Origin of the sequence: Methylobacterium platani, from assembly GCF_001653715.1 — a bacterium.
Taxonomy (GTDB): domain Bacteria; phylum Pseudomonadota; class Alphaproteobacteria; order Rhizobiales; family Beijerinckiaceae; genus Methylobacterium; species Methylobacterium platani.
Genome location: NZ_LWHQ01000049.1, coordinates 109,735 through 121,716, shown reverse-complemented (window position 1 = coordinate 121,716; position 11,982 = coordinate 109,735). Strand labels below are relative to the sequence as shown.

Annotated in this window: 8 protein-coding genes; 3 read left to right on the top strand and 5 right to left on the bottom strand. The window is 71.0% G+C overall.

The window, feature by feature from the left end:
• Window positions 1–3,352, top strand: a 3,352-nt coding sequence (gene mfd / locus A5481_RS24770) for a transcription-repair coupling factor (RefSeq protein WP_064504388.1), incomplete at its 5' end; no start/stop codon positions are given.
• Between the two features lie 240 nt (window positions 3,353–3,592).
• Here mfd and A5481_RS24765 read toward each other — a convergent pair.
• Window positions 3,593–3,919, bottom strand: coding sequence for a hypothetical protein (locus tag A5481_RS24765; protein WP_048433808.1), 327 nt, complete (start codon window positions 3,917–3,919; stop codon window positions 3,593–3,595).
• Between the two features lie 59 nt (window positions 3,920–3,978).
• Between A5481_RS24765 and A5481_RS24760 the strand changes: the two genes are divergently transcribed.
• Window positions 3,979–5,388: an FG-GAP repeat domain-containing protein gene (locus tag A5481_RS24760; RefSeq protein ID WP_082173102.1), complete on the top strand. Its 1,410-nt coding sequence runs from the start codon at window positions 3,979–3,981 to the stop codon at window positions 5,386–5,388.
• Window positions 5,389–5,965: 577 nt separating this feature from the next.
• Here the strand turns inward: A5481_RS24760 and A5481_RS24755 are convergent.
• The 4 genes from A5481_RS24755 to A5481_RS24740 all read right to left on the bottom strand — a co-directional run bounded on the left by A5481_RS24755 (window position 5,966) and on the right by A5481_RS24740 (window position 10,776).
• Entirely contained in the window at window positions 5,966–6,469 is a 504-nt protein-coding gene (locus A5481_RS24755) for a DUF3617 domain-containing protein (RefSeq protein WP_048433807.1), read from the bottom strand.
• A 127-nt stretch (window positions 6,470–6,596) separates the two neighbouring features.
• Window positions 6,597–7,679 carry a fatty acid desaturase gene (locus A5481_RS24750; protein ID WP_048433806.1) on the bottom strand — a complete coding sequence of 361 codons (1,083 nt, stop codon included), beginning with the start codon at window positions 7,677–7,679 and terminating at the stop codon, window positions 6,597–6,599.
• Window positions 7,680–7,886: 207 nt separating this feature from the next.
• Window positions 7,887–9,869 carry an alpha/beta hydrolase domain-containing protein gene (locus A5481_RS24745; RefSeq protein ID WP_048433805.1) on the bottom strand — a complete coding sequence of 661 codons (1,983 nt, stop codon included), beginning with the start codon at window positions 9,867–9,869 and terminating at the stop codon, window positions 7,887–7,889.
• Window positions 9,870–10,011: 142 nt separating this feature from the next.
• Entirely contained in the window at window positions 10,012–10,776 is a 765-nt protein-coding gene (locus tag A5481_RS24740) for a DUF502 domain-containing protein (protein ID WP_048433804.1), read from the bottom strand.
• A gap of 90 nt (window positions 10,777–10,866) precedes the next feature.
• Between A5481_RS24740 and A5481_RS24735 the strand changes: the two genes are divergently transcribed.
• Window positions 10,867–11,751: a DUF6925 family protein gene (locus tag A5481_RS24735; RefSeq protein ID WP_048433811.1), complete on the top strand. Its 885-nt coding sequence runs from the start codon at window positions 10,867–10,869 to the stop codon at window positions 11,749–11,751.
• Window positions 11,752–11,982 lie beyond the last annotated feature (231 nt).

Below are 11,982 nucleotides of genomic sequence, written 5' to 3'. Positions count from 1 at the left end.
CTCCGCGGCCTTCGCCAGCGCCCTCTCCTTCGTGGCGCCCGAGATCGAGGTGATGAGCGTCCCGGCCTGGGACTGCCAGCCCTACGACCGGATCTCGCCCAATCCCGCTATCGCGGCGCAGCGCATGACGGCGCTCTCGCGGCTCGCCCGCACCCGTTCCTCGGCCGAGAAGCCGCGCATCCTCACCACCACGGTCAACGCCCTGGTGCAACGGGTGCCGCCCAAATCCCGCATCGCCGTCGAGACCTTCTCGGCCGCCCCCGGCAACGCGCTCGACACCGACCAGATCGTCGCCTGGCTCGAAGCCAACGGCTTCCTGCGCACCGGCACCGTGCGCGATACCGGCGAATACGCGGTGCGCGGCGGCATCATCGACCTGTCGCCGCCGGGGCTCCCGAACCCGGTCCGCCTCGACTTCTTCGGCGACACCCTCGAATCGATCCGCGCCTTCGATCCCGAGACCCAGCGCACCATCGGGCAATTGCGCTCCCTCGACCTCGTGCCGATGAGCGAGGTGCAGCTCACCACCGAGACGATCCGGCGCTTCCGCCAGGGCTACGTCACGGCGTTCGGCGCCGCGACCCGCGACGACCGGCTCTACGAGACGATCAGCGAGGGCCGGCGCTATGCCGGGCTCGAGCACTGGATGCCGCTGTTCTACGACCACCTCGACACGCTGTTCGACTACGTCGCCGGCGTGCCGCTGATCCTCGACCACCAGGTCGACGACGCGGTGGCCGAGCGCCTGTCCCAGGTGCAGGAGTATTACGACGCCCGCTGCGAGGCCCTGAAGGAGCGCCAGAGCGGCACCGCGCCCTACAAGCCGTTGAAGCCCGACGCGCTCTACCTCTCGCCGAACGAGTGGGCGAAGCGCATCGAGAGCGCCACCGTCGCCCGCCTCGCCCCCTTCGACGTGCCGGAGGTGCCCGGGCGCAAGCTGATCGATTGCGAGGGCGCGCCCGGCCGCAGCTTCGCGCCCGAGCGCGCGCAGGAAGGCGTCAACGTCTTCGACGCGGCGGTGGGGCACGTCCGCGACCTGCAAGCGGCGGGGCATCACGTCGTCCTGGCGGCGTGGTCGGAGGGCTCGCGCGACCGGCTCTGCGGCGTACTGACCGAGCACGGCCTGCCCAAGCCCAAGACCATCACGCGCCTCTCCGACATCCTGGCGATGAAGCGCGGCCAGGATCTCGGCGTCGCGGTCTGGGGCCTGGAGGGCGGGTTCTCGGCCGGCCAGCTCGCCGTGGTGGCCGAGGGCGACATCCTCGGCGACCGGCTGGTGCGACCCAAGCGCAAGGCCAAGCGCCCCCAGGACGTGATCCTGGAGGTGCAGGCGCTGGCGCCGGGCGACCTCGTGGTCCATGCCGATCACGGCATCGGGCGCTTCGTCGGCCTCAAGACCGTGACGGCGGCCGGCGCCCCGCACGACTGCCTGGAGATCCAGTATAGCGGCGGCCTGCTGCTGCTGCCGGTCGAGAACATCGAGCTTCTCACCCGGTACGGCTCGGAGGATGCCGACGTCGCCCTCGACAAGCTCGGCGGCGGGGCCTGGCAGGCGCGCAAGGCCAAGCTCAAGCGCCGGATCATGGAGATGGCCGGCGCCCTCATCAAGGTCGCGGCCGAGCGCTTCCTGAAGTCGGCGCCCAGGATGGCGCCGCCGGAGGGCACCTACGGCGAGTTCGCCGCCCGCTTCCCCTACGAGGAGACCGAGGACCAGGAGGCGGCGATCGCCGCGACGCTCGGCGACCTCACCTCCGGCCGGCCGATGGACCGGCTGGTCTGCGGCGATGTCGGCTTCGGCAAGACCGAGGTGGCGCTCCGCGCCGCCTTCGTCACCGCGCTCTCGGGCAAGCAGGTGGCGGTGGTGGTGCCCACCACGCTGCTCGCGCGCCAGCACGCCCGCACCTTCGAGGCCCGGTTCAAGGGCCTGCCGGTCAACGTCGCGCAGGCCTCCCGCTTCGTCAGCAACACTGAACTGAAGAAGGTCCGGGAGGGGCTGGCCGACGGCTCGGTCGACATCGTCGTCGGCACCCACGCGCTCTTGGCAAAAAACATCGCCTTCAAGGATCTCGGCCTCATCATCATCGACGAGGAGCAGCATTTCGGCGTCTCCCACAAGGAGCGGCTGAAGGCGCTGAAGGCGGAGGTCCACGTCCTGACCCTGTCGGCGACGCCGATCCCGCGCACGCTGCAGCTCGCCATGACGGGCGTGCGCGAGCTCTCGATCATCGCGACGCCGCCGGTCGATCGCCTCGCGGTGCGCACCTTCGTGATGCCGTTCGATCCGCTCTCGATCCGCGAGGCGCTCTTGCGCGAGCGCTACCGCGGCGGCCAGGCCTTCTACGTCGTGCCGCGCATCGAGCACCTGGAGGAGGTCAAGCGCTTCCTCGACCGCGAGGTGCCCGAGGCCAAGGTGGCGGTGGCCCACGGCCAGATGGCGGCGGGCCAGCTCGAGGACGTGATGACGGCCTTCTACGAGGGCCAGTACGACATCCTGCTCGCCACCACGATCGTCGAATCGGGCCTCGACATCCCGACCGCCAACACCTTGATCGTCCACCGCGCCGACATGTTCGGCCTCGCCCAGCTCTATCAGCTGCGCGGCCGCGTCGGCCGCTCCAAGGCCCGGGCCTACGCCCTGTTCACCACCCCCGAGGGCAAGACCCTGACGGTGCAGGCGGAGCGGCGGTTGAGCGTGCTGCAATCCCTCGACACGCTGGGGGCCGGCTTCCAGCTCGCCAGCCACGACCTCGACATCCGCGGCGCCGGCAACCTGCTCGGCGACGAGCAGTCCGGCCACGTCAAGGAGGTCGGCTACGAGCTCTACCAGCAGATGCTGGAGAGCGCGGTCGCGGCGCTGAAATCCGGCAACGCGCTGCCGACCGACGAGCAATGGTCGCCGACCATCGCGCTCGGCGCCCCGGTCACGATGCCGGAGGAGTACGTCGCGGATCTCTCGGTGCGCCTCGGCCTCTACCGCCGCCTCGCGACGCTCGAGAACGACCGCGAGCTCGAGAGCTTCGGCGCCGAGCTGATCGACCGCTTCGGCCCGATGCCGCCGGAGGTGGAAGAGCTCCTGAAGATCGTGACGATCAAGATCCTGTGCCGCGAGACCAACGTCGAGAAGGTCGAGGCCGGCCCGAAGGGCATCGTCATGCACTTCCGCGACCGGTCCTTCGCCAACCCGGCCAAGCTCGCCGGCTACATCGCCGACCAGCGCTCCTTCGCCAAGGTGCGGCCGGACATGAGCGTGGTGTTCATCCGCGATCTCGCGACGGTGGCCGAGCGGCTGAAGGAGACGACGGCGATCCTGCGGGACCTGGTGAAGCTGATCACCCGGAAGAAGGCGGCGTGAGGGGAGCGGCTCTCCCCCGCTCCGCCGTGTAGTCGGGGACACACGATCGGATCCCACCGTTCACCGTCCCCGGATCCTCCCGGCCGGCATCGTTCCACCCGTCGCTGCGTCGAAGCGGCAGCCGCCGGATCCCAGTCGACCGTGCGACAGGACCGCGGACCACACCCGCAGGCCCGACGAGGAAAAGACGCCTTTGTCATTCCCTCGCGCCCTCGCGTCGATGCGAAGGCGTCCGGCACATCAGCGTCGGCGCAAGGAAAAGGAGACCTTGTGGGCTTGCCGCACCTTCGAACGAGTCCGTTCGAAGGTGCTGCGATATCTGTCATGCCCACACCGATCCAGGCGAGCGCCGCGCGTGATCTCGGCCTGAGTGACCTTGGCCTGAGTGATCTCGGCCTGAGTGATCTTGGCCTGAGTGATCTTGGCCTGAGTGGTCTTGGCCTGAGTGATCTTGGCCTGAGTGATCTTGGCGACTGTGAAAATTGTCTCGCAGTGTAGAGTGTTGCGCGAGAGTTTCAGTCCGTTCGAATGTGACTCCGGCAGCTCTTCCGCAGCCGTTCGGATCATGATACTCGTGTGTTTCTCAGTATGACTGTCGTCTCGATAATCGGGCATGGGGACTTGTGATGAATTACGCTGGAAAATATCAGGGGACGCTGCATACATATTGCGCTGAATTTGATTATACAGATCCGATAACATTTACAATTGACGAGTCCGGATACATCGATCTTCCTTACTCGTCACAAGGTACATTGAACGACGGCAAGATCGATGCTGACGGTAATATCTCCGGGATTTCCATCACTGTCACTTCTATGTCCTTGGGGCGGTTGACAATCAACTATATAGCCAGGGATGACGGCAAGGATTTCTACGGTTCTGGAACATCGATCAACGGGATTACGAGCACGATCCAGGCGACTCTGATCTCGACACCTACGACAACGCCGAGCATAACCCCGTCGTTCTCGGCAGCCGATCTCAAGTTGCAGAATTTCGGCACCACCGCGTCCGCCGGCGGCTGGACGAGCGACAACCAGTATCGCCGCACGATGGCGGACGTCAACGGCGACGGGCGCGCCGACATCGTCGGCTTCGGCGTCGCGGGCACTTACGTGGCTCTCGCCGACGGCAAGGGCAGCTTCGGCGACGCGCAGCTCAAGCTGCAGAATTTCGGCGCCGGCGTATTCGCGGGCGGCTGGTCGAACGACGACCTGTTCCATCGCGAGCTGGCGGACGTCAACGGCGACGGGCGCGCCGACATCGTCGGCTTCGGCGCCGCGGGCACTTACGTGGCTCTCGCCGACGGCAAGGGCGGCTTCGGCGACGCGCAGCTCAAGCTGCAGAATTTCGGGACGACCGCGGGGGCGGGCGGCTGGGCCAGCCAGGACCGGTATCACCGCGAGGTGGCGGACGTGAACGGCGACGGACGCGCCGACATCGTCGGCTTCGGGGAAGCCGGCGTGTACGTATCCCTGGCCGACGGCAAGGGCGGCTTCGGCGACGCGCAGCTCAAGCTGCAGAATTTCGGCGCCGGCGTATCCGCGGGCGGCTGGTCGAACGACGACCTGTTCCATCGCGAGCTGGCGGACGTCAACGGCGACGGGCGCGCCGACATCGTCGGCTTCGGCGCCGCGGGCACTTACGTGGCTCTCGCCGACGGCAAGGGCGGCTTCGGCGACGCGCAGCTCAAGCTGCAGAATTTCGGGACGACCGCGGGGGCGGGCGGCTGGTCGAGCCAGGATCGGTACCACCGTACCCTGGCCGACGTGAACGGCGACGGGCGCGCCGACATCGTCGGCTTCGGCGGCGCCGGTACTTACGTGGCTCTCGCCGATGGCAGCGGCGGTTTCCTGACGGCCAAGCTTCGATTGGACAATTTCGGTACCAGCGGGGCCGCCGGCGGTTGGTCGAGCGACGACCTCTTCCACCGCGAAGTGGTGGATGTGAGTGGCGACGGGCGTGCCGACATCGTCGGCTTCGGCGCCGCGGGCGTGTACGTGGCCACCAGCCTGAACAACTGGACCGCCTGAAGGCGGGAGCGGTCAGATCCTCGACGGGCGGGAGGCGGACGATCGTCCGCCTCGCCTCGCGAGCCGCGACCGAGCGGGCGAGGGGCCGGTCGACGGCCCCTCCTCCGGCGCCGCCCGCGCAAGGGCCCGCCCTGTCCGGTGAGTGCTCCTCGAGAGACGGGCGCGGATCGCCGCCCGCCTCCCGGTCGGCCGTGGTGCGGACCGATCCGCTTCACGCCGGTTTCGACTGCAAGGCGTGCGATCGGATACGAAGCGGCGGCGATATCGAAGTGGTGCGTTGGACCTGCAGCGCGACTGCCACATGAGCTGAACGCCTGTCATACCCTCGCGCCTTCGCACCGACATGTCGATCGAAGGCGTCCGGCGCATCGGCGCCGACACAAGGAAAGAGGGGACCTTGCGGGTCTAGTGCGCTTCACGATCGCGCTGCAATCGCGGTTCTCTCTAAGTCTTTGTTTTATTGATTTTTCGACGAACCGGCATCCACTTCATCGGAAAATGCTCCAGCCGGCGCCGTCGAACGAGTCCGTTCGACGGCGCGGCGGTATCAGGCGTGCCCCTCGCCACCGAGCGACCCCTACCGCCCCGCCCCCTGCGGCATCTTCACGATCTTCCCGTCCGGCAAAATGATGTCGCCCGGGCTCTGCCCCGCCTCGCAGGGACCGAGATAGGTGGCGTCGATCGTCATCTTGCGCCGGACCGGCTCCTTCATGCCGGGTACGCCGGTCAGCGTCGTGTCGACGTCGAGGTGGACCTTGCTGGCGAAGTCGCCGGTGATCACGCTGGTGCCGGAGGCCGAGATCGGGCCGATCTTGCACTCGGTCTCGCCGGTATAGCCGGTGCTCGTCTTGACGAAGCTGCGCTTGGAGCACTGCCCGGCGCCGAGCGCTCCTTGCGCCATCTGGTCGGTCTTCTCGTCGATGCACTGACGGGCGGTCGCGTTGCCCTCCGCCGAGACGGTCTTGCTCTCCCACAGGCCGGCCTTGCGCACCGGCAGGGTGTCGGCGGCGGCCGGCAGGCTGGCCGCGGAGAGGGCGAGACCGAATCCGACGAATCCGGCACCGATCGGACGCACGGGCATGAAGCCTCCCTGGAGTGGCGCGGCGCACCGGCCGCATCGCGGCGGAGGATTAACCCAGGAGGATTAGGCGCTCAAGGCCGGTCCATGCCCGCGCGGGAGCCGGCGCGATCGCCGGCCCCCCGCCCGGTCACGCTCCGTGCGCCGTCGCGGTCCGCAGCCCCGAGAACCCGATCAGCTTGCGGGCCTCCTCGTCCCACAGGGCGAGCCCGAGGCAGCGCAGGCTGTCGCGCAGGGTCAGGCGGCCGACCTCGCCGAGGGTCGCGTGGCCGTCCAGGCATTCCTGGAGCCGGTAGTTCGGGATGCGGCTGTTGAGGTGATGGACGTGGTGCAGCCCGACATTGCCGGTGAACCATTGCAGCACCCGCGGCAGGACGTAGTACGAGCTGCCGCCGAGCGCCGCGCGGTGGAAGTCCCAGGCCTCGGGCCCCTCCCAGACGGTCTCCTCGTACTGGTGCTGGACGTAGAACAGCCAGCCGCCGATCCAGGCGGCGACGGCGACGACCGGCAGGAGCACCCAGAGCACCGGCCCGATCCCGCCGGTGGCGAGGGCGAGCAGCGCGACCAGCGCGGCGAGCGCGAGGTCGAGGGCGAGCACGTCCCGCCACGCAGTGCGCCAGGGCAGGCCGACGCCGGAGGGAAACCGCTGCAGCACCAGGAAGTTGAGCGGCGAGCCGAGCACGATCAGGATGAACGGGTTGCGGTAGAGGCGGTAGCGGAGCCGGTGCCAGCGCGACAGGGCGAGGTACTCGCGCACGGTCAGCGTGTGGATGTCCCCGGTGCCGCGGCGGCTGAGATCGCCGGTCGAGGCGTGGTGCAGGGCATGCGCCCGCTTCCAGCTGTCGTAGGGCGTCACCGTCAGCAGGCTCAAGGCTCGGCCGAGACGGTCGTTGGCGGTGCGCGAGGGCAGGAACGAGCCGTGCCCGCAATCGTGCTGGATGATGAACAGCCGGACCAGCAGGCCGCCGGCCGGCACGGCGAGCGGCAGCACCCAGGGCTCAAAGCCCCGCGCCGCCGCCCACAGCATGAGGGCGCAGAGGGCGAGGTAGGGCAGCAGGGTGTTGGCGACCTGCCGGAGCGCGAGCCGCGGGACGGGATCCCGGTAGGCCGCGCAGTGGCGGGCGATCTCGCGCGCGAGCGCCGCGAAGTCGGGCCGCGCGGGGCCGTCCCCGGCCGTGTCGATCGCGGCGGGGGTCGATGTGTCGTCGGTCACGGGCGGGGGGCGATCCTGTCTGTCGGGCGCGCGGTCGCGGGGGGCCTCGACGCGGTCGCGGCGGCCGCGGGCGGACGCTCCACGGCCGAGGCGCGGAAAGGCGGGTCGGTCTGCCTCCCCGCGGCCCCCATAGCATCGTTCGCGCCGACCGCGAGAGCCTCCTGCCCCGCGGCCCCCGCGGCACGATCGCCCGCCGGGCCGGTGCCGCTACGGCCCCTCGCCTTGCGCCTGCGCCGTCATCCGGTCCGCATCCTCCCGCAGCAGCAGCCGCTCGGCGACGAGGGCGTCCGCCGCCTTCGCCACCGCCGCCGCGTAGGCGGCCTTGTCGGGATAGCGCTCCTCGAGCGACGGGCGGGGGTCGCCGCTCGCCTCCCGCTCGGCCTTCGTGCGGGCGAGCGCCAGCTCGCTGCCGTCGCGGTCGCACAGCACGCCGGTCGGGTACGGGTCGGCGTAGAAGTTCCAGCCGGTCTGGGTCGCCCGCGGCGCCGCCACCGCGGGCAGCCGGATGCCCGCGACCTCGTGCCCGTCGGCATCGACCCGCGGCACCAGCGGCCGGTATTGCGGCCCGGCCTCGGGATGCGGGTCGAGATAGGTCGCGAACCGCGCGACGGCGTTGCCGGCCGTCGGCACCGCGACGCCCGGGATGTAGGGGAAGCCGATCCGCTCCGGCTCGACCAGGGTGCCGTCGGACAGGCGCGGCACCCGGCTCTCCGGCGGGGCGCGGCCGGTGGCGACCCATTCCTCGAGCGCCACCAGGAGCGCCCTGAGCGCCGGGCCGGAGCTGAGCGTGCTGCGCGGGTTCACGCAGGCGCCCTTCGCGTTGGTCAGGTGGGCGCGGCCGTTGTGGAAGCCGCTCGACACCAGGTAGGCGCGGGCCTTGTCCGGCAGCGCCACGTCGGCGCGGCCGAGGGGATCGGTGGTGAGCAGCGAGGCGCCCTTCTGCCAGTACTCGGTGCCGGTGTTGACCTCGATCAGCAGCGGGTCCGAGGCGTCGCCGCGCAGGAGAGCCCCCCGCTGCCCGGTCACCGGGTCCTGCAGGGCCGCGGCCGAGAACGGGAAGGCGTTCTCGGGGTAGAGATGGTCCTCGTGCTGGGTGTTGGTGCGCGAGGGCTGGGCGAAGCGGGCGTTGAGGAAGATCCCGCCCGCCCCGGCGATGTGGGCGAGCACCCCGTCGAAGACCCGCCGGCCGCTCTCGTCGCGGTTGAAGCCCTGGTGGACAAAGTCGCGCAGGTAGCGCCCGCTCTGCGAGATGCCGAGGGCGACGGTGTGCCGGATCGGGCCCCCGGCCGCCTCCGGCGCGGTGCGCAGGTGCGCCACCACGTCCCGCACGGCGGCAAAGCCGATGCCCTGCACCTTCGGCCCGGTCGTCCGGTAGGTGAACTGGTAGATCGTGCCGGGACCGGGCCTGGTGCCCTTCGGCAGGAGCTCGATCTGGCGCGGGGTGGCGAGGCGCCAGGCCTGCGGCGGCACCGGCCGGGCAACGTCCGGCTCGCGCCGCTTCACGGTGAGCTGCGCCTCGTCGCCCGGCTCCGGCGCGGCGTCCTGGGTGGGCGCGGCACTCTGGGCCGCCTCGAAGGCGAGGTAGAACGGCGCCTCCGGCGGGCCGCGGGTGGCGCTCACCAGCTCGTCGCGCACCCATTCGGTGATCGGCCGGCCGTTGCGGGTCGCCACCGGCACGTCGATCGCCATGCCGCCCTGCTGGCGCAGGGCATTCGCCTCCCAGCCGGCCCAGGCCAGGGTGTCGCCGCGGCGCAGGAACAGGCCGGTGCCGGCATCCGCCGCCGAGCGCGGATCGTTGATCGCGGTCAGCCCGGCCGCGGGCTTCGCGTCCATGATCCAGTTGAACAGGAACTTGCGGCCGCGGTTCGGTACCTCGAACAGCAGCGTGCCGCTGCCCCGGCCCGGCTCCTTCGGGCGCAGCAGGAACAGGTCGGTGGCGTACTCGACCAGGCCGCGGGCGTTGCGGGGCGCGAGCGCGATGTCGGTGATGCCGGCATTGGCCGGGTCGGCCGGATCGAGCTCGCCCCGGGCGGTGCCGACGACGCGCTCGTAGGCCCCCGCCTCGCCGAAGGCCGCCCCGTCGGCGAAGGGCTCGACGGACGTGACCTCGATCGCGGTGATCCGCGCCGCGGCCGGCCATGCCAGGAGCGCGCAGCTGAGCGCGCCGGCCAGAACCCGGATTGTCCGCATGCCGATCCCCCCGTCATCCGGCCTATGGGCGGCCGGTGACGACAAGGAGCACGGGACGGGCGTTCCTGTCGAGGGCGGGCGCCTCGAGGCTCAGGCGTGCGTCCTGGAGCTCAGGCGTCCGGGGGCTCAAGGGTCCTGAGGCTCAGGCGTCCTGGCGGTCCCGCGCCGGCACCTCGATCGGCCCGACCTGCGCGACCCGCAGGCCCGCCGCCATCGCCTGCAGGCGCGATTGCGGGTCCTCGGGCTGGATGACGCCGGCCGACATCACCAGCTTGGCGGCGTCGTCGACGCTGATCGGGAGCTCGATCACCTCGGCGCGCGGCAGGTAGAAGAAGAAGCCGGTGGTCGGGTTCGGCGCGCAGGGCAGGAACACCCCGACATGGTCGTGCTGGGGGCCGAGCGCCGCCTGCACGTCGGGCCCCGCCGGGGCCGACAGGAACACGATCGACCACGTGCCCTTCACCGGGAACTCGACCAGCCCGACGGTGCGGAACGAGGTGCCGCTGGTCGAGAACAGGGTCTCGAACACCTGGCGCAGGCCGCGATAGAGGCCCGAGATCACCGGTGTGCGGGCGAGCAGCACCTCGCCGAACTCGACCACCGAGCGGCCGACGAGGTTGGCGGTCAGCGCGCCGAGCGTCGTCAGCGCCACGAAGGCGATGACGAGGCCGAGCCCCGGCACGCTGAACGGCAGGTAATGGTCGGGCAGGTAGGCCGAGGGGACCAGCGGCTTGACCCAGCCGTCGATCAGGCTGATGCACCACCAGGTGATGTAGATCGTGATCGCCAGGGGGCCGGCGACGATGACGCCGGTGAAGAAGTAGTTGCGCAGGCGGCCGCGGACGCTGACCCGCTTGCGGGTGGCCGGTGCTTCCGGATCGGGGATCAGCGGCGAGGGTTCCGACACGATTGGCGATTCTCGATCCCGGCAGGCGCCCCCTGCCGGCGAAGAGGTAGCGGTTTGCTGCGTTGCGCTCAAGGCGGGAGCGGCCCTTTGGTGAGCCCGCCGCCGGATCGCGCCGCCCTGCGCGCCGTCCTGGCTCGCGCCCTCGCCGATCCGGCCGCGGCATGGAGCCTCGGCGGCTACGGGGCCGGCGCCACCTTCCGGCGCGCCCCCGGCGAACCGGCGGACCTTCCCTGCGGCGGGCGCCCCGGCCTCGTCACCCCCCGCGGCGCCCTGGTGCTGGAGGGGGCCGACGCCCTGATGCCGGTCGCCTACGAGACGGCGCTCGGGGCCGGGGCGTGGAGCCACGCCCTCGCCCTGTGCCGGCCGGTCTCCCTCCTGCCGCCCTGCCCGGCCCCGGCCTTGCGCGAGCTCGGCCCCGACGCGGGAGCGGCGCGGGCGGGGGATCGCGACGGCGTGCTGTTCTGCCTCGGCCTCCCCTTGCGCCAGGCCCGGCTCCTCGTCCGGGTGCGGGGCGAGGCGGTTCGGGGGATGCGCGCCGCCTGCGGCCGCCCGGCCGACGCGGCGGTGTGGGCCGCGCTTCCCGGGCTCGGGGCGGTGCTGGTGGCGGCCCATGCCCGCGCCCGGATCGAGGTCGTGCTGCCCGATGCCCATCCGGGGCCCCGCGCGCTCTGGTTCGACAAGCTGCTGCGCCAGGGCCGCCTCCACGCCGCCACGGCCGCGATCCCGCCGGGCCTCGCCCCGGTGATCCACCTGCACCCGCCGCACCCGCTGACGGAGGGCGGCGACGACCCGGGGCGCCACGCCGCGTTCCAGGCGCTGCTCGCGCGCTGGGGCGATCCGGCGCTCGTCGCGCTCAAGCGGCGCCTGCTCGCCGGCGAGGCGGTATCGGTGCCGGACACGCGGGCGGCGCGGGGCGTGGCGCGGGTGGCGCAGGCGCAGAGGCGGTGGCTGGAGACGGCCGACGGGGCGGGATGATCCTCGCGGGCGGGCGGCCCGGGATGCCCGTTCCCCGGCACCAAGACATCGTCGGGACCGAGAACTGCCCGGCACCAAGAAAAAAGGCCACTCTTGCGAGCGGCCCGAAGTCTAGGGAGGAAACGCCCAAAGAGGGCAGCAGGGCCGCGACGCCATCGCGACCATGCAATGCACAAGATAATCGCTCGCGGATGGTTCGCAAGTGCGAAAGCGCACCGATGGTGAATTTTC